This is a genomic window from Halomonas stenophila, from assembly GCF_014192275.1.
Lineage (GTDB): Bacteria > Pseudomonadota > Gammaproteobacteria > Pseudomonadales > Halomonadaceae > Halomonas > Halomonas stenophila.
In genome coordinates, this window is sequence record NZ_JACHXR010000007.1 from 25865 (window position 1) to 43430 (window position 17566).

A 17566-nucleotide genomic window follows, 5' to 3' on the forward strand; every position below is an offset into this window, starting at 1 on the left:
TCAGTCCAGCGCGAGGGCCCAGAAGCCCTCGAAGTCGCTGCGGTAGGCGTTCTGGACGACGAGGTGATCCACCCCGCCGACCGTGATCAGATCCTCGGCGGCATTGCCGATCCCGGGGACGTGATAGACGCCGTCGAGGGCCATCAGCGCGCCCTTGGCCTCGCTGCGATCGATGATCGTGGTCACCGGCGAGAGCAGATAGCCGCCGCCCAGCAAGGGCCTGGCCTGCTCCAGGAAGTTGTTGCCGATGAGCCCCGCCCCCGCCCAGGGGTAGGTGGTGGCACGCTGGCCGTTGTAGTCACCGTTATCGAAGTACTGCCAGCTTCCCCCGGGCAGCCGCACCAGCAGGGAACGGCCGCCCGTGGCGCTGCTGTTGAAGGCATCTTCGCTTGTCTTGTCGCGCGGCCCCGGGTCGACGAAGTTGGTATGCAACCAGGTGTCCACCGAGTAGCGCAGGGCATAGGTCTCGCTGCTGCCGCCGATGACCAGCGGGTAGGGGTAGCCCGCCGGGGTGGAGAAGGCCAGGCCCAGGCCGCCGTAGCAGGCCTCGTAGACCGTCGAGCACTTCCAGATCGCCACGAAGCGCCTGCCGTTGGCGACGAACCAATAGGGCATGGCGCTGGAAAACGCCGGCGTCCACATCCGCGGCGAGGTGTTGATGTGGTCGTCGTAGGCCAGCGAGGTATCCAGCACCCCGTCGTGGCCGCACAGCGCCACGCCATAGACGTCGTTGGTGGCGTCGGCATGCAGGTTGAACGACACGTAGATGTTGTCGCCCCCGGCCAGCCCTGGCCCGCGCAGCAGGAACTGCGAGGCGCTATCGGCCCCCACCACAGGGTGCGCGGCATCCGGATGGGTCCACTCCTCCGTCCACGCCTCGCCGGCGTTGACCAGGTCGGCGTTGGCGGTCAGGAAAGCGTAGAGCTGGTTGTACAGATCCAGGTGATCCGTCGCGGTGCCCGTCACATAGGCCGTCATGTCATCTCCTGTTGCTGCCGAACAGCGCCTGGTACTTGCTGCGGTTGCGCGATACGTGGTTGTAGATCGCCGCCTCTCCGGCCGGGGTGGCCAGGCCGGCGGAGGTCATCTCACCGGCGTCGAACATGTTGTAGTTGTGCACCACCGGGGGCTCGCCAGAGGCGCCGCGCTGGTTGTCGCGATGGCGCGGGTCGTTGCTGGTCAGCACCTCCTCGCCCTTGCGCAGGATCGCTGGTACCTCGTCGGGGGCCAGGCCGGCGATACCGCCGGTGTGGTAGCGCGGGGCGGTGCCAAACAGATCGCGAGGCGTGCCGCCCTGGCCGACCACGCCGCCGCCGTGGAACTGCAGTGCCCCGGCGATCGCGCCGCCGATGCCGCCGCCGCTGCTGTTCTGCAGGGCGTTGAAGATGGCCTGCTGGATGATCATCTGCGCGATCTGGCGCAGGAAGTCGGCGGCGAACTGGGCGAAGGTGTCGCCCAGGCTGTCGATGGCGTCCTTGCCCTGGGCGATGTCGGAGGCGAAGTTGCCGAGCGCATCGGCGGCGCCATAGGCGAACTCGGCATTGATGGCCTGGGCGCTGATCAGGCCCTGATTCATCTCGGCGATGCGGCCCCGCACCTGCTCGGCGGCATGCTCGAGGGCGGCAGCGTACTCGGGGAACTCGGCCTTGAGCCGCTCGATCAGCGCCAGCTGACGCTCCAGGGAGCGTGCCGGGTCGGCCTGGTCGAGGATCCGCTGGAGATCCTCCTCAGCCTGCTGCTGAGCCTGCTGGCGCTCACGTTCGGCCTCGGCGCGGCGTTCCTCGGCCTCGGCCAGGGCCTGGACCTCCTCGGCCTGACGCACGATCGAGGCGGCCAGCGTCTCGCCCTCGACGCCGAGACGGGCGACGTCGTCGGCCAGGTCGCCGACGGTCAGGCGGTACTTGAGCACCGCCGCCTCGCCCTCGCCGAAGGTGGCGATCTGCTGCTGGAGGCCCGAGTCGAGGTTGGTCAGCGTGGACAGCGCCCGCTCCATGGCCTTCTGGGCCTCGCTGGTACCGCTGCCGCCGCCCGGGATGATGGGCTTGTTGGAGCCATCATCATCGTCGTCGCCGGCGGGAGAAGGCGGCGCACCGGGGGTGTCGGTACCCGGCCCGCCGCCCACCCGCGCCCAGTAGTCGGCGATCTGTCCCTGCAGCCGGCCTAGCTCGGACTGGAGCTCCTCGTCGTCCCAGTACTCGATCAGCCCGGTAGGACCGAACAGGCGCAGACGCTGCCCTTGACCCACCAGGCTGCGGCTGGGGGTGTCCAGCATCTTGCGGATCTCCTGGACGCGAGCATTGAGCCGGGGCAGGTCGTCGGCGGCCACGCCGTGCAGGCGGGACGCGGCCTCCTCGCTCAACCACTTGGTGAACTCGACACCATTGGTGGTGGCCTGGCCCAAATACCCCGCGAGATCGGCCACTGCCGTGCCGAGAGTGACCATCGACTGGGCGAACTGCGGGTCGGTGATGATATCGCGCAGTTCGTCGATGGCGTCGACGAAGCCCTGGGTCTCACTGGGGCCGAAGGTCTGGATCAGATCGTTGCGCAGCTGGGTCAGCGCCTGGCCGACTGTGCGCTGCATGTCCTGGAAGTCGCGCTCGATGCCGTCGGCGGTGCTCAGCAGTGCCCGGGTCACTGTCTCGCCGGTGAGCCGTCCCTCCTCGCCGAGCTTGCGGAGCTCGCCGATCGTCACGCCCAGCCCCTCGGCCAGCGCCCTGGCCAGGCGCGGGCTGTTCTCGAGCACGCTGTTGAGCTCCTCGCCGCGCAGGGTGCCGGAAGCGATGCCCTGACTGAGCTGCAGGATAGAGGCCTCGGCCTCGGTCGCACTGGCGCCGGAGACGATGAAGGATTGGTTGATGGCCCGGGTCAGGGTGAGGAGCTGGTCGTTGGAGAGGTTGAGCTCCTCGGTGGCCCGGGCCAGCCGGGCATAGAGGTTGACCGTGGCCCCGAGTCGCTGGCGGGTCTCATTGGCGAGCTCGTAGGTCTCGCGCTGGACCTCGTTGAGCTCGGCCTGGCTGTCGGTGACCAGGCGGATCTGGCTCTCCAGGTTGGTGTAGGTATCGGTCGCCCGGACAAACGCACGCAGCACCAGGCCAGCCCCCACGGCGGCCAGCGCATTTCTCAGTGTACCGGCGGCATCCGAGACGCCCTTGATTCGCCGCTGGGTGCGATCGGCCTCTCGCCCCAGCTTGCGCATGCTGCGTTGGGCACGATCACCGCCCTGGGTCATACCGCCCAGCTCGCGCTCAACCGCGCCGATCTGCCGCCGAGCCTGCTGGAGGTCGGCGCGCATGCGCAATGCGAGTTCGAGGTTGCGATCGGCCATCAGGATTCCCGGTCACGCAGTTGACGGATGGTTTCGGCGGGCTTGCCGCCCCAGGCCACGGCCACCGCCTCGATCAGGTCGGCGCGGTGTTCATTGCGGCGTCTTTGGCACAGTTGGTAGAAGCGCTGGATCTGCCGCCAGGTCAGTCGGCTGGCGATGTCGGCGGGGTCGCATCCGTAGCCGGCATGGATGAGGGCGTCGAAGATCTCGGCGAGGGGGACAGGTTGGCCGCCAGACTCTTGAGCCCCCCGGCCAGCCCCCCGCCGAGGACCAGCCGCCGCATAAAAAAAGCGCTGTTGACCCGCCAGAAGGCCATGGAGAGCGACAGGCCGTCGGCGTCGGCGAGCTGCTCGACCCATGCCACGTCCTTGCCGATGCTCATGGCGATCAGCTGGAGCCAGGCATCGCTGTGCTCGGCGATCACGCCGTCCAGTACCTCCGGCTCGATGTCGTCGGCCTCCAGGTGCTCACGCAGGGCGGCCAGGATCGGCCGCCCCAGGGCGATCGCCCGCAGGCCCTCGGCATAGCGGAACTCGCGGACCCGGATCTTCTCCCCGCCGATGCGCAGAGTCTCGTCGGGGAAGAGGATCTCGGGGTCCTGCTCGGGGCGATGGTCGCTCATGCGCTGCTGTCCTCCTGGTTAACCGGCGGCGCGGCCGTCGATGTAGACCTGGGCGTAGCCGTCGCGCTTCTGCACCGCGAGGTTGAAGGCCATCTCCACCGGGTTGTCGCGGCCCTTGAGGGCCAGCTCGCCGTCCGGGGTGAGGCGCACCCCGGGAATGAAGACGTCGCTGGCATCGCCGTCGGTGTTGTCGGCGTAGAAGCGCAGTTCGCCCTCGCGCGGCGACTCGTTGTGGCTGGCCACCCGGGAGCGGGTCTCGGCCGCCGGGGTGTAGTCGACGTGCAGGGTCTCCTCGGCGATGGTGCCGCCCTCGAGGATCTCCAGCAGGCCGATCTCGGCATGAACCACATAGTCGGTACCGGCCACGTAGGTGGTGGTGTCGGTCTCGTCCTGGACGTCCACCGCCGAGACGTTGCGCACCCCGCCCGGGTTGGCGGTCGAGGCCCCCAACTGGTAGAAGCGCCCGGGCTGCACGGCGATGGCCTCGTCGGTCACGACCGTGCCGTCCTGGGTGACGTCGCTGACGTCGCCGACGATGAACAGCGCCAGGTTGTCGGGGTTGATGTCGCGGCCGGTCATGCGGCCGGAGCGGGTCACGCGGATCGGGATGTCGCGGATTTGCTCGGCGATCGCGCCGTCGCTGTCATCGACGGTGATGCTCTCGCTCTGGGCGGTGATCGCGAAGGCGGGGGTCTGGGCGAAGTAGCGCAGGCCCTCGTAGCCGCTGCCGTCGGCCTTCTTCGGGTTGAAGTAGCACTTGCCCGCCGGGATGACGATGTTGGCGTCTTTGGCCATGACTTAGCCCTCCTGCTTGGCGGCCTTGCCGCCGGTGGCCGGGGTGGCGGAAATGTGGCCGCTCTGGGTCAGCCGCTCGATCTGGCGCTCGGTCAGCCGTGGCTTCTCGTCGCCGCCGGGCTCAAAGCGCTTGCTGCCCTGGATCAGCGGCTTGGCCAGCGTGACCTCGCGGCGCGGGGCGGGGGTGGGTGTCTTGGTGCTCACGGTCGGTCTCCTCAGTCCACGGACTGGTTGGTCAGCAGGTCGATGCCCCACTGGAGCGGGAAGTAGCCATAGCCGCCCGGCGTGAAGGCCGGGCGTGGGGCGCTCTCGCGCACCATGCGCCCGAACCCCTTGGCCGGTTTCCAGCCGCCCAGGGCCTGGATGACCTTGGTAATCAGCGGCCCGGCGGCCTCGCGCACGCCCTCGCCGCTGTGCTGGCCCTTGGCGGAGCGCACCGAGACCACGGTCATCCAGCGCTGGGTGATGCGGTGGTAGTCGCCCTGGTCGACGGCATCGCCGCCGGGCACCTGGTCGCCGGCGTAGAGCACGATCACCGCCGGGGTGACCTGCCGGCCCTGGGCGACGCCGGCGAGATCCGGCGCGGTAAGGATCGTCACGCCCTGCAGCTCACTCTCGAGGCGGGCAATGATCGCCGGCTCGGCGGCAAGGTAATCGCTGTTCATCAGAAGCCCCCTCCCGGCATCACCCGGCCGGCGCTCTGGAAGTCGGCGCTGCCGGCGGTGGGCTCGTCAGCGTCGCCGCCGATCCCCAGCAGCACCTCGCCCTTGGCCACCGCACGCAGGAACTTGATGGCATCCTCGTAGCGCTTGGTGACCTGGTCGGTGGCGTGCTCGTCGTAGAGCCGGTAGCGGGCGATGTCGCAGGCGTAGGCCTGGATGATGCTCGGCACCGGATCCAGCGGCACGTCGTAGCCCCCGGCCGCCACCCGCCCGTCGATCTCGCCGCCGGCGTCGCTGATGGCCAGATCGATCTCGCCCTGGTCGATGGCGCCGGCCCCGTCGTCGGCGAGCTGCAGCAGCTCGTCCTGGCCGAAGCGATCGATGAGATCCTGGAGGGTGATGTACGGCATCGGTTAGGCCTCCGGCTCGCCGTCGTCCTCGGCCGGGAAAGTGCATTCCTCGACCTCGAGGGTGGGGTCGGCATGCAGCTGCTCGAGCTGCTCGTCGGTCAGCGCCGAGAGCGCGATGCCGTGGCCCTCGCGAGTGAAGCGGAAGCCGGCCCGCCGGCGTGAGCCATAGCGCTTGCGGGTGCGCACGAATACCGCGGGGATCTCGCCCGGGGTGCGACTGTCTTTCGGGTCCTTCGCGGCCGTTTTGGCATCGACCTGGATAGCCTCGCCTTGTGAGGGGCCATCCTTGGCGGGCGCATTCGTGGCCGATTCCTGGGTGGCGGCGTCCTTGGTCTGGGTGGCCTCGTCCTGGACGGGCGCGGCCTGGGTATCCTGGCCCTGCGGCTGGGCCTTCTCCTCGGCGGCCTGCGCCTTGGGCTGGGCAGCCTTGGAGGCGGTCTTGCTGGTCGGCTTGCGGGTCGTCATCGTCTCTCTCCTCAAGCCACGCCCGCATCAGGCGGGCGTGGCGCCGGGTCATTGGCTGACGCTCAGCCTCGGGCGTCGCTCAACGTCAGGCGTTGGCCAGCCAGGCGTTGAGAACCAACTGCGAGGTGTTCTGCCAGGGGTTGGTGGCACCGGCCGCGTCGCGCTCGTTCATGAGGATCACGCGGGCATCGCCCTCCAGGGTGTTGGGCACCATGGTGTGGGTGTGGCGCAGCCCCAGCGGGCGGCCGTGATCTCCCTTGAGGGTCGTCAGGCGCTCGCGGGCTGCCTTGTAGTTGGCCGCGTTGAACGTCTGCTTGGAGCGCACCACCAGCTGCCACAGCCCCGGGCCGGCGTTGACCCGCGCGTCGGTACCGAAGAGGAAGTCGTCGGTGAGGAACACCTTGGAGTCCATCAGGTCGGTCAGGGCGCGGAAGTCGTAAGCGCGGCGGCGCTGGAAGATCATCGGCTTGATGGCCCGCGAGAGGTCCATCACGTACCAGGCCGGGCCGCTGCCGCCCATGTCGTTGGAGACCGAGGTCTCGGCGCCGCTGGCGTCCAGCACCGGGTGGTCGGTGTCGAACAGGTTCTGGCCGTCGTAACAGAGCGGGTTGGCTTCCAGCACCTCGACGGACAGCTCGTTGGGATGTTCCCGGGAGCTGCGGCCGAACTCCTCGAAGGTGGGCGCATAGAGGCCGTAGGTGTCGTCCTCGATGGCATCACGGGGCACGCCGGCGGTCAGCTCGAACTTGCGGTTCTTGATGCTGAAGTCGGCGCCCTCGAGGCCATGCACGACCCGGTCGCCCAGCCACTCGCGCATGCGCGGCAGCGTCTTGAGCCAGGGGTAGACCTCCACGGCGGTGGTGCTGTTGACCGTGGTGCAGAACAGCTCGTAGAGCGCGCCTTCCTCGCCCAGGCTGTTGAAGCCCTGCTGGAAGTTCGTGCGATAGGCCTTGAACAGGGCCTGGAGATTGGCGGATGTGAGATCCATGTCGGGCTCCTATCAGGCGGTGGGATCGATGCGGACCCAGACCCCGTTGTCGTCGACGTCGTCGACGACGCCGGCGGCTGAGCGGGTGCCGGTACCATCGGTGGCGGCCACGGTCTGGTCGTCGACCAGGTAGCAGGCCGAGCCGATCATGGTGCGATCGATCGGGTCGCCGCCGTCGTTGGCGAAGTGGAAATAGCCGCGCTCGATCTCGACGGCCTGGTCGCCATCGGCGCCACCGACGTTGTCCTGGTAGTGGTGGAACACGCCCAGGGCGGTGAGGCCGGTGGCGGTGCTGGCCGGCTCGGCGTAGCCGGTGGCGTTGCCTACGGCGATGGCGCCGGCGTAGCACAGGGCCCCGGCGGCGACGGGGGCGCTACGCCGGTTGCCGGCGCGGGTCGGGGTGTTGCGGTTCTTGGTAGCGGCGACCATGGTCTCGCTCTCCTCTCAGTGACGTGGCGGGCCGTTACTCGGCGTCCTCGACCGGGTTGGCCTGGCGGTACTGCTCGGGCGTGAGGTCCATCGACTTGCAGACGGCCAGCTCGGCCTCGGAGAGCTCGCCGTCCTTCGGCTTGTCGCCTGCCTGGGGCGACTTGCCGGCGGTCTGGGTACCGCCCTTGAGCGCGGCGATGCTCGGCGCGTCCTTCATGTGGGCCTTGAGGGCGGCCATCCCCTGCTGACGTAGCCAGTCGGCGGTGGCCTTTCCGGCGATCCGGCCATCCTTCAGGCCTTCGTCGATCAGGCGGTCCATCTCCTGGTCCTCGCCCTGCTTGGCGGCGGAGAGCGCGGCCACGGCCTCGTCGTAGACGGCCTTGGGCACGAACTTGGCGGGGTCTGGCTCGGCCGCCGCCGGCTGAGCATCGACCTTGGACTTGAGCGCGGCGACCGCCTCGGCGGGCTTGTCGTCGTCCTTCAGCGCCAGCGCCTGGCGCACGCCATCGGCCTCGCCGGCCTTGGCCTTCAGCGCGGCGATGGCGCCGTCGATCTGCTCGTCGGTGGCGTCGGCCATGAGGCCCAGCGCCTTGATCAGTTGCTCGCGGTTCACGGTGGAATCCTCATCTTGCTGGGGAGCGGCAGACGCCCGCCGGGCGGCAGCCAGCACGGCATCGCCATCGCTGATGGCGGGATTGTTGGTCAGGGACAGGTGCAGCAGGTCCTGTACGGCGCCGGTCTCGGCGTCATACGGGAACACGGGAGAGAGGTAGCGGTACTCCGGGGGCTCGCCCTCCGGGCCCGGCGTGACCGCCGTCTTGGCGGCGGCGGTCCACTGGATGCGGCCGTAGAGCCCATCGGCTCGCCACTCCAGCGATTGCGGGTCGACCCAGCCGGCCGCCGGTGCCGGCTGGCCATTCTGCTCGCTGAGCAGCGTCTGGTGCTCGTAGTCGACGACGATGTCGGTGTTGCGGTTGGCGGCCAGTTGGATGATCCGCCGCGCCTGGGCCTCCTCGAGGCGCCAGGGGCCACCGCCCCGCATCGATCCGCGCGGGGCGTCGAACTGCCCGGCAGGGATCAGCCGGGTCTTGTCGGCGCCGCTGGTGACGGCCAGGGCACACACCGCCACCGGATGCCCGGGGCGGGATGCCGGCGAGGCGGCCAGGGGTGAGATGGTGCGCTGAGTGATCATGCCCGCAGCATGGCGGGTCATGCGCGGGGGCCGGATTTAAAGCGTCTTGGTAGTTTTCGAAGGGCTTTCGAGGGGAAGTGATGCGCCGGCAAGGGGGGCGACGAGGTCGGGATGGCGTTAGACGCGCGTTAGAATTTCGCCTGTGCCGCTTGCCCCTACCAGGGCGGGCCAGCGTAGCGCATGAGGGCCCTGAGAGGCTTACAGGGCCATTCTCGTCCTTTCGCCCTAGCGCCGCAATCAGCCGCCGAGCAGATGCCGCTCGAGGATCTCCAGCACCGGCTGCTCTTCGTCGTCGGCCAGGCCCAGCCACTCGCGGGCGGGGATGTCGCCCCAGGGGATCGGCGTGCCGCGGCTGGTCTGGCCGAATGCGCCTTGCTCGGCGCCAAAATGCTGGACGGCACCGTACTTGCGGTCGGTACCGAAGAGCAGCTCCTCGAGGGAGACGTCGTAGCGCAGCAGGTCACGCAGGTGGCCATCCTGGACCAGGATCTTGTCGCGGTTCTTCTTCTTGCGCGCCTTGGTGGCGTCGCTCAGTGGCGCCCAGGGCGTGCCGTCCGGGGCGCGCTGGGCGTCCCAGCGATCGCGATGGGCGAGATCCAGGTACTCGCCGATCTCGCGGAACGCGGGCCGAGGATCCTCGACCCGGTCGAGCAGCTCGCCCAGGGCCTCGAGGGCCGAGCGGGCCTCGATGTCGAGCTGGATGCGGGCACCGGCCATGTCAGTCCTCCTCGCCGCGTCTATATAGCCGCACACCACGGCGCCACTCATCGAATCGCGCGCTGCCCGGGCTGCCGATCCAGGCGGCCCATCCGGCGCGGCCCCAGTCCATCATCACCGCCCCGCCCTGGAACCACGCCAGGTAGCGGCGGCGCAGTCGCCAGCGGCTGGCCGCCTCGTCATAGACTAGCGCCGTCCAGATCTCGTCCGGGGTGGCCAGCGTCTCGGCCACCAAGTAGAGGTTGCCGGTGAGCTGCTCCAGAGCCAACTCGCCGGCGTCGTCCACGAACAGCTGGCGGGAGAGCGGCAGGATCTCGCCCAGGGCGTCGGGGTGGAAGGTCACGCCGTCGGCATCGGCGCCCCTCTCCACACCAAACCGGGCCAGGAAGGCGCCCACCTCGGCCTCGGCGCCGCTTACCGCCGGTGGCTCCGGGGCCGGGCGCGGTACCGGAGGCGGATCGACCGCCGGCCGTGCCGGGGCGGTGCGCGCCGTCGGTACCGGCTCGCGCAGCAGCCGGGGGGTGATGCCACGCAGGCGGGCCACGCCGGGGCGATGCTCGAAGCCGGGGTCGATGCCCACCGGCACCTCCACGGTGCGCGGGTTGGGGCCGTTGGCACCGACCACGCGCTCCTCGTACTCGATCTCGGGCGCGTCTTTCACCGCCAGGCCCAGGCGATCGACGTCGGCCTGGCTCAGCATGAACTTCTTGCAGCTGCAGCCCCAGCCGTTCTGTGGCGTCCAGGTATCCCACCAGGGGTCGTCGATCGGCACCACCCAGCCGTCCTTGGCGATGTGATGTGGACGAGGGTTCTCGCTGCCGCCATGGCGGTAGAGGCCATAGGGCCGGGCGCGGCGCAGGTCGGGATCGGCCATCTGCGCCTCGCGCCCGGCGGCGTAGCTCTGGCGCAAGTTAGTGTCGTAGATCACCCGGCTGCGCCAGCCGCGGCTGCCGTTATAGGCCCAGCCGTGACGGGCGACGATATCGTCGAAGTCGCGGCGGAAGTCCTCCAGGGTACGGCCTTCCTCGATGGCGCGGCCCACCGCCTCGGCGAAGTCCTCGACGATCGCCTGGCGTGAGGCGCCGGCGACGGCGAAGGCCTGGTCGTTCTCGCGGCCGTAGACGTCGTCCCAGGCCCGGGTCGGGATCGATACCCGTTCCCGGAAGGCCGCGATCTGTTCGCGGAACGGTAGCGAGCCATAGCGGGCGGCGACCATCAGGCGCCCTCCAGGATGTCGTAGCGACCGGCCAGGTGGGCGGCGGCCAGGGCCTCGGTCATCACTGCCCCGAAGTCCTCCAGCGGCAACTCGTCGGCCAGCCCGGCCAGCCGATCGCGCAGGTCCTCGAGGTCGGCGGCGGCCTCCACCGCGTCGCGGATCCGCTCGATCCAGGGCTCCAGGGCGGCGTCGCCTTCGGCTTGCAGGCGTTCGCGCTGGGCCTCGGAGACGTCACGCACCGTCGGCAGTGCCTCACGGGCGGCGGCCAGGCGCCGCGAGGTCGCCGCCGAGGGCACCGGCTGGGCCTTGGCCCTTGGCTGGAGGATCTCCTCCTGGTCGCTGGCCTTGGGGATGCGGGTCTTCTCGTGGAACCACCAGGTGGGGATCCGCGCCCCCATGTCGACGAAGGTGGGCAGGGTGTCGGCCAGGGCCTTGAAGTCCTCGGTCTCGCCGAGGTCCAGGTAGAAGCGCGGCGCCCGGCGGCGATCCTCGATGCCGAAGTTCAAGGCGGCCATCGGCCAGAGCACATAGCGCTGGATGCCGCCGGCGTACTGGCGCACGTCCGAGCGGATCAGGCTGGCCTGGCCGCGCTCGTGGACGTTGCCCAGGGCGTTGGTGTTGGTGCCCTCGCCGGTCCCGGAGGTGAGCGTGCCGCCGAGGATCGCCTTGGCCTTGGCGCGCTCGCACCAGTCCATCATCACCTTGTAGACGTCCGCCGAGCTGCCCTTGCCGGCCGCCTCCAGGAACTCCATCGACATGCCGTCGGGGATGATGCCGGCGGCATCCTTGCCCATGGCCACCACGGCCTTGAGCAGCGTGGCCTTCTCACGGTCGGTGGCGTTCTTGGGGTACTTGCCGAGCCGCGCCGGCATGCCGTAGATCTCCAGCAGCGTGGCCAGGTCGCCCAGGGCGTAGTTCTGGAACAGATAGGGCCAGGCCAGCATGCGGTGGATGCCCATGCGCGCCACATAGCCCGGCTTGGCGCGGTGGCGGTGCTCGATCCACCCCAGCGGCCACAGCTCGGCGCCGGTGGCAGAGTGGTCGCGCAGGGTGATGACGTTCTGGTCGTCGGGGTGCAAGCGAAACCAGGAGTGCGGGCGCAGGATCGGCTGATCGACATAGCGCATGGCGCCGTCGCGCGCCCAGGGCAGCTCGAGATTCGCCCAGCCGTGGCCGATGCCGGTACCGAGATCTAGGATCAGGTCCTCCACCTCGAGGCCGGCGAACACCTCGGCGGCCTGGTCGGCGGCGCGTCGCTCGGCGGCGGAGGCGTTGTCCGGCGGCACGATCTGCCACTCGAGCTCGGCGGCGAGCTGGCGGCGCTTGCCGAGATCGGCGCCGATCTGGGCGTCCTTCTCTTCCATGTCCTCGAACAGCTCGCTCTGGGCCTTGAGGTGGCCCTGCTCGGCCTCCTCGAGGATCTGGTAGAGACGCGCCGGGGTCAGGCCCTTACTCGGGTGCTCGGCGAATTCGCGCTTCAATTGGCCCACCCGGGCCGCGCCGACGCCGTCCTCTTCCTCGGTCTGCTGCTGCTCGAGGGCCTCGCGGCCGCCGCCGAACAGGCGATTGAGCATCCCCTTGATGGCTACCATGCGCCACCTCCTATGCCAAAGCCGTCGCTCATATCGTCGTCCTCGTCATGCAGATCCGCGGGGCCGCCGCGCGGCACTCGGATGAAGTCGATCTCGGTGGTATCCATCAGGCTCGCGCTGTGCGCCAGGGCCAGGGCGATGGCCGCGTCGCCGTGGCGGGCCTTGGCGTCGCCGGTCTTGCCGTCGGGCAGCTTGGGGATGCCCTTGATCACCTGCAGGGCCCGCAGGTCGTCGGCCACGTCGCGATCGCGGGGGATCTCGATGCCGGCGTCCTCGAAGGCGGCCTTGAAGGGCGGCATGTGCTCCAGGTACCAGCCCTGGGAGAGCATCACCGCCTCGATGCGCCCGGCGCCGTAGCTATCCACGGCCTGTTCGGCCAGGTACTGGCCGTTGCCCCGGGCGTCCAGGGCGCCGGCCTGGAGGCGCGGCAGCCGATCGACGACATAGAACAGCACCTGCTCCTGCTGCTTGAAGGGCACGTTGCGCAGTTCCACCAGGAAGGGCACGCGGCGTAGCAGCTGGGCGGTGATGGCCATGGGGGCGATCACCGTGAGGTCGCCCGTGCGGCCGAAGTCCTCGCCGAAGGCGTGGGCATCGCGGGGGTTGAGCTGCTCGAGTAGCGGGGCGAGTTCGCGCTGGCACCAGTCCTCGATCTCCAAGGCGCGGTAGTGCTCCGGTACCGCGTTGAACTCCGCCGAGCCCTCGAAGCGCACCACCGGCGCCTCGACCATGCGCGCCTCGATCAGCGCCCGGGACAGGTAGGCCCCGCCGCCGGCCTTGGGCACGCAGTAGTACTCCTCTAGGGCGTCCTCGCGGGTGGCGGTGTCGGCCAGCAGGTTGGCCTTCCACTCGTCCTCCGCGGCCTGGCTCCAGGGCTTGCCGCGCACCTGGCAGATGCGCTGGTAGAGACCCTGCTCGCAGGCGTCATCCAGGGTGATGCGATGCACGCTGTAGCGCTTCTTGCCGGCGCGGCTGTCCTGGATCAGCTCGTTGAAGAGGTTGTCGACGCCGTTGTGGGTGCTGATCAGCCGCACCTTGGCGCCCCACATGGTCAGCGCCAGGGCGGCCTTGAGCACCTCGGCGAGCTGCTCGTGGAAGGCCGCCTCGTCGATGGTCACGTTGCCCTGGCGGCCGCGCATGTTGGAGGGCCGCGAGCTCAGCGCCTGGATCTTGAAGCCGCTGGCGAAGTGGATGTTGAAGGTGAGGATGTCCTTGTCCTCGTCCTCGAGGACCTCCTCCTGGATGGTCGAGGCCGCCCGATCGAACGCCTTGGCCCACATGGCGCAGGCATCGATGAACTCGATGGCCATGTCCTTGTTGGAGCCGACGTAGAAGTGGTTGGTACCGCCGGCGGCCCGGGAGGCGCTGGCCGAGAGCACGGCATCGGCCGCCTCGGCCCAGGTGATACCGGTTCGGCGGCTCTTCTCGGCGATCTTGAGGTCGGCCTCGTCCTCGACCCAGGTCTGCTGGTAGGGCAGCAGGACGGATTCGGGCATGGCTGTTTCCGCAAGGGCTTGGGTCATCAGGCGATCCCCAGGATGTCGCGCTTGATGCTGTCGATGGCCTCGCGGGTCATGCCCTGGCCGGCCAGCGCCCCCTCGGCGGCCTCGGCGGCTTCCTGGGCGACCTCCTGGCGCAGTTCCCGAGCCCACTTCTTCTGGCCCAGGCTCACCCGGCCGATGTCGGCCAGGGCGCGGGTCACGCTGGCCAGGTGCTTGGCGGCCTTCTCCGGCTCGTGCTCGGCCTTGCGCATGGCGATGGTGATGCGCAGCAGCTGGTCCTGGACGATGCGGGCGGTAGCGTCGATCAGCGCGCCGCCCTCGTCGTCCTGTTCCGCCGTCATGGCCCGGGCCAGCTCTGTGGTCTTGCGCACGTCGCCCATGGCCTCCTCGAACTCCTCCTGGAGGTCCTGGCCATAGCGATGCACCGAGCTGCGGGAGACGTTATAGCCGCGCTCCTCCAGCCATTCGGCCAGCGACGTGTAGCCCTGGAAGCCGGTGCTGACCAGGCGCTCGTTGAGCTCCTCGCGGATCTCCGGCGGCAGGTCGTAGACCTTGTTGCGTGGGGGCATGGCGGCCTCCTCAGGTGATGCCCGGGCGCGGACGAGCCACCCCGGGCACCTGGGCGTTGCCCTCGGCCACGTCGGCCCCGCGAGCGGTCAGCGTGATCACCCAGCCGGCGCGGGGCTGCTGGGTGATCACCAGGCCCTGCTCCTCCAGCCAGGCCAGGTCGGCGTGCAGCCGATCCCGGGAGACGATATGCGCATAGGCCCCCTTGAGCTCGTCGTTGAGCGAGTACTCGTTGGTGGTGTACTGGTTGCGCCGGGCCAGGATGCGCAGGATCCCCAAGCGGCGGCCCTCTGTCTCGAAGTCCTGGTAGTCGTTCACTGTCGATTCCCCTTCTCGGTCAGCAGGTACTCGTGCACGCGGTTGAGCAGCGACGTGGTGCTCTGCATCTGTGCCGCCAGCTCGGCCACGCCGCGGTTCATGGTGGCCATCTCGGTGCGCAGTTGCTCGATCTCGGAGTAGCCCGGTCGGTTGTCGAGCGTCTGCTCGATCCGGGAGACGTGCTTGTCGAGGTCGTCGATGCGTCCATTGACCTCCGCGATCGCCTTGCCCGTGGCCCGGTGCTTGTTGGCCCACCAGACGTAGAAGCCCAACCCGGCCATGAACAGCGCCTGGAGCACGTCGAACAAAAACTTGGCGGCTGTCCAGTCGATCGAATCCATCATTCCCCCGCGTCCCTGGTTATCGTTCTTTCGGCCGGCCCGCCAGGCGGGTGGCGATCGCGCCCATGAAGCCCGGCGCCGGCGACTGCCCGGCGGCGACCTGCTTGTCCTGGCTGCGCTTGCTCACGTTGATGCCCAGGATCGCCAGTGCCACCGACCACATCGGCGTCAGCGCGGTGATGGCCTGGGCCACGATGCCGGCCTCGCCCGGCGCCATGACGATGGACCCGGCGATGGCCAGGGTGAGCACCGCCCAGGCGATGGCCACCAGGTAGCCGAAGGTCGGTCGCCAGCGGCGCACATAGCCGTCCTGGCTGGCGGCCTCGGCGCGCATGGTCTGATTGATCTCGGCGAGCCGCTTGGTCTCTTCCTGGGCCTGGGCGGCCTCGGCCTCCAGGCGCAGCTTCTCCAGCTCGCGGCGGTGTTCCTGGTCGATGCGGATCAGTTCGGCGCGTTTCTGCGGGTCCTGAGCCGCTGCCACCAGGCCGCCAGGAGCGTTCTCGACACCCAGCAGGCCAGTGACCATGCGGGCGGCGCCAGCAGTGATGCCACCAGCAGGAGGCCCGCCAATCGCAGTGGCCACGGCGGGCGCGACCTTGGCGACCTCGGCGACGGCATCCTTCCAGTTCCACTCATCCATCTCATCCCTCCCAGCGCGCGGGGCCATCGCTGCGCGTGTCGACGTGGACGAAGGTGCCGTACAGCCCCAGGCTGGCGTCGGGGAAGTGGCGGGCGATATAGCCATGCACGGTGGCGGGCGTGGCGTTGCGCACCTTGATGTCGGCGGCACGGCCGTAGAGGTGCTGGCTGTGGGAGGCCCCACCCACGGCGGCGTTATGGTCGGGGCAGCGGCAGCCGCTGGTGACGATCACCGGGGCGCCGAAGTGGGTGCGCACCGCCTCGAGGATCTCGAGGGTGGCCGCGTCGACGGTGTCGAAGCCGCAGCCGCAGCCGCAGGCGAATTCGCTACGCGAGAAGTGTGTAGAAAGCGTCACGGTCGTGGTCCTCCGGTGTGGCGTTGCAGGCGGCGAGCCAGCTGGCTCAGGCGCTGGGTCTGCTCGAGGTCGCCGGCGATCCTGGCCGAGCGCAGGCCGTCGGCGAGATGCCCGGCCATATCGCAGAGCAGCACGGCCAGCTCGGGTTGATGCTCGGGGTCGACCCGCTCGGGATCGGCGGGCGGCGCCGGTGGCTCGGGAGGGGGCGGCGGTGGTGCCGGTGCAGGGGCCGGTGACGACTCGTCCACCTCGGAGCCCTGGCGAGTCAATGGCTTGGAGGCGTACTGGCCTAGTTTCTTGGGCGGGACCGGCGATTGGTCCACCGCCGAGACGGCCGACTGACGCCGGGCTGCATCGGGCTTCACCTTCGGTTCGGCCTTGGGCTGTGGCGTGATCTCTGGCTTGCCCTGGTTGAGGTCCTTGAGGGCCTGGCGACCCTCGGCGGTCAGCTCCAGGCCACTGCCGGTACCGCCGTCGCGGTGATAGTCGATCAGGCCCGCGGCGCGCAGGGCGACCAGCTCGGCATCCACGGCGTTCTGCTCGGCCTTGCTCTTGGCGTTGACGGCGATGGGCACCAGCCAGGCCGGCATGGGGCCGCTGCGCTCGGCGGTCTCGGCGGCGATGGCGGCCAGAATGGTCCGGCGATCAATGGCCACATCACACCCCCACGCCATTTGGCTGGGGGGCGGCGCACAGCATGTTGATAGGTGTATGGGGAAGCATGGTGCCCTCGCCTGATGAGGAAGGAGATGGCTCAACGGGTGTCGTGAGCCTTCAGGCTAGGGAGGATTCGGGATGGCGCGGAATTCAGGCGCTTTATGCAAGAAGCACCGTAAGTATTAGAGCGTCTGGCGGCGAGGCTGCGGGGGCAATACCTGTTGAGCTAAGGTATGCCTAACTTCAGGGTAAGGGCGCAGACATGGAAATTGTTTGGATCGTCGCAGATTTTTTTTCCGACTTGACGAATGCCGGGATGGTACTCGAGGCAATGGGGGTCGCCCTTGTAGCAGTATTTGGCATCCCTCGAAACAACGATGCAAGCACAGAAGATACTGTTGTAGTTAAAAAAACTGGTGACGCCCTCGAAAAAGCAAGGCAAATGCTGAGAGCCTACACCAGGCGTGAACGGCTAGGTTTTCTATCGATGGGAATTGGCATCATCTTGATGCTAATTGATCGGAACCTGTAGGTGACGTCTATTTTTTGAACCGGGCCACGATCACCAGGCAGCCCCCGATCACGGCGGGGAGCAGCGGCGCAAGCTCGCCAGGGCTATAGCCGCCCAGCACCGGATCCGATTGTGGCTGGCCGAAGGCCAGCAGCAGCACCACGCTCAGCAGAATCAGCACGATGCCCATCACATCGAGCCCCTTGATACCGTGACGCCGCTCTCGCTCGCTGTGACTCATGGTGAAGCCCCCTGCCGA

The 17566-nt window shown here is 68.9% G+C and carries 23 protein-coding genes; 1 reads left to right on the forward strand and 22 read right to left on the reverse strand.

Annotated elements, in window-relative coordinates:
* The 21 genes from FHR97_RS12665 to FHR97_RS20620 form a co-directional block, all read right to left on the reverse strand.
* Positions 1-978 (reverse strand): hypothetical protein, encoded by a 978-nt coding sequence (locus tag FHR97_RS12665; protein WP_183384178.1) that lies wholly within the window; start codon positions 976-978, stop codon positions 1-3.
* 1 nt (position 979) lies between these two features.
* On the reverse strand, positions 980-3328 hold the full coding sequence (locus FHR97_RS12670; RefSeq protein WP_183384179.1) for a tape measure protein: 2349 nt from the start codon (positions 3326-3328) through the stop codon (positions 980-982).
* 142 nt (positions 3329-3470) lie between these two features.
* A complete protein-coding gene (locus tag FHR97_RS12675) occupies positions 3471-3950 on the reverse strand; it encodes a DUF6631 family protein (RefSeq protein WP_183384180.1) in 480 nt (159 codons plus the stop codon).
* Between the two features lie 18 nt (positions 3951-3968).
* A complete protein-coding gene (locus tag FHR97_RS12680; RefSeq protein ID WP_183384181.1) occupies positions 3969-4745 on the reverse strand; it encodes a phage tail tube protein in 777 nt (258 codons plus the stop codon).
* A gap of 3 nt (positions 4746-4748) precedes the next feature.
* Positions 4749-4949 carry a hypothetical protein gene (locus FHR97_RS12685; RefSeq protein ID WP_183384182.1) on the reverse strand — a complete coding sequence of 67 codons (201 nt, stop codon included), beginning with the start codon at positions 4947-4949 and terminating at the stop codon, positions 4749-4751.
* 11 nt (positions 4950-4960) lie between these two features.
* Positions 4961-5410 (reverse strand): phage tail terminator protein, encoded by a 450-nt coding sequence (locus FHR97_RS12690; protein WP_183384183.1) that lies wholly within the window; start codon positions 5408-5410, stop codon positions 4961-4963.
* Entirely contained in the window at positions 5410-5817 is a 408-nt protein-coding gene (locus FHR97_RS12695) for a gp436 family protein (protein WP_183384184.1), read from the reverse strand. Before FHR97_RS12695 ends, FHR97_RS12690 begins: the two co-directional genes overlap by 1 nt.
* 3 nt (positions 5818-5820) lie before the next feature.
* Positions 5821-6282, reverse strand: coding sequence for an HI1506-related protein (locus tag FHR97_RS12700; protein ID WP_183384185.1), 462 nt, complete (start codon positions 6280-6282; stop codon positions 5821-5823).
* 85 nt (positions 6283-6367) lie between these two features.
* Positions 6368-7270, reverse strand: a complete 903-nt coding sequence (locus FHR97_RS12705; protein ID WP_183384186.1) for a Mu-like prophage major head subunit gpT family protein — start codon at positions 7268-7270, stop codon at positions 6368-6370.
* A gap of 12 nt (positions 7271-7282) precedes the next feature.
* The gene (locus FHR97_RS12710) at positions 7283-7699 is read right to left on the reverse strand and encodes a hypothetical protein (RefSeq protein WP_183384187.1); all 417 of its coding nucleotides are present in this window, start codon (positions 7697-7699) and stop codon (positions 7283-7285) included.
* Positions 7700-7733: 34 nt separating this feature from the next.
* On the reverse strand, positions 7734-8912 hold the full coding sequence (locus FHR97_RS12715) for a phage protease (RefSeq protein WP_183384188.1): 1179 nt from the start codon (positions 8910-8912) through the stop codon (positions 7734-7736).
* A 216-nt stretch (positions 8913-9128) separates the two neighbouring features.
* A complete protein-coding gene (locus FHR97_RS12720) occupies positions 9129-9608 on the reverse strand; it encodes a phage virion morphogenesis protein (protein ID WP_183384189.1) in 480 nt (159 codons plus the stop codon).
* 1 nt (position 9609) lies between these two features.
* Positions 9610-10824: a PBECR2 nuclease fold domain-containing protein gene (locus FHR97_RS12725; protein ID WP_183384190.1), complete on the reverse strand. Its 1215-nt coding sequence runs from the start codon at positions 10822-10824 to the stop codon at positions 9610-9612.
* Positions 10824-12416 (reverse strand): DUF935 domain-containing protein, encoded by a 1593-nt coding sequence (locus tag FHR97_RS12730; protein WP_183384191.1) that lies wholly within the window; start codon positions 12414-12416, stop codon positions 10824-10826. Before FHR97_RS12730 ends, FHR97_RS12725 begins: the two co-directional genes overlap by 1 nt.
* Complete coding sequence (locus FHR97_RS12735) at positions 12410-13912, reverse strand: hypothetical protein (RefSeq protein ID WP_221187790.1); 1503 nt, start codon at positions 13910-13912, stop codon at positions 12410-12412. The genes FHR97_RS12730 and FHR97_RS12735 overlap by 7 nt, the downstream gene beginning before the upstream one ends.
* 26 nt (positions 13913-13938) lie before the next feature.
* Positions 13939-14487, reverse strand: a complete 549-nt coding sequence (locus FHR97_RS12740; RefSeq protein WP_183384193.1) for a DUF3486 family protein — start codon at positions 14485-14487, stop codon at positions 13939-13941.
* A 10-nt stretch (positions 14488-14497) separates the two neighbouring features.
* Positions 14498-14803 carry a VpaChn25_0724 family phage protein gene (locus FHR97_RS12745; RefSeq protein WP_183384194.1) on the reverse strand — a complete coding sequence of 102 codons (306 nt, stop codon included), beginning with the start codon at positions 14801-14803 and terminating at the stop codon, positions 14498-14500.
* Entirely contained in the window at positions 14800-15147 is a 348-nt protein-coding gene (locus tag FHR97_RS12750; protein ID WP_221187791.1) for a hypothetical protein, read from the reverse strand. The genes FHR97_RS12745 and FHR97_RS12750 overlap by 4 nt, the downstream gene beginning before the upstream one ends.
* A 16-nt stretch (positions 15148-15163) precedes the next feature.
* Positions 15164-15784 carry a 3TM-type holin gene (locus FHR97_RS12755; RefSeq protein WP_183384195.1) on the reverse strand — a complete coding sequence of 207 codons (621 nt, stop codon included), beginning with the start codon at positions 15782-15784 and terminating at the stop codon, positions 15164-15166.
* A gap of 1 nt (position 15785) precedes the next feature.
* Positions 15786-16139: a D-Ala-D-Ala carboxypeptidase family metallohydrolase gene (locus FHR97_RS12760; RefSeq protein WP_183384196.1), complete on the reverse strand. Its 354-nt coding sequence runs from the start codon at positions 16137-16139 to the stop codon at positions 15786-15788.
* Entirely contained in the window at positions 16136-16795 is a 660-nt protein-coding gene (locus FHR97_RS20620) for a hypothetical protein (protein ID WP_183384197.1), read from the reverse strand. Before FHR97_RS20620 ends, FHR97_RS12760 begins: the two co-directional genes overlap by 4 nt.
* Before the next feature lie 263 nt (positions 16796-17058).
* Between FHR97_RS20620 and FHR97_RS12770 the strand changes: the two genes are divergently transcribed.
* The gene (locus FHR97_RS12770) at positions 17059-17328 is read left to right on the forward strand and encodes a nucleotidyl cyclase domain-containing protein (protein WP_183384198.1); all 270 of its coding nucleotides are present in this window, start codon (positions 17059-17061) and stop codon (positions 17326-17328) included.
* 7 nt (positions 17329-17335) lie between these two features.
* Here FHR97_RS12770 and FHR97_RS12775 read toward each other — a convergent pair whose 3' ends face one another.
* Entirely contained in the window at positions 17336-17548 is a 213-nt protein-coding gene (locus FHR97_RS12775; protein ID WP_183384199.1) for a hypothetical protein, read from the reverse strand.
* Positions 17549-17566 lie beyond the last annotated feature (18 nt).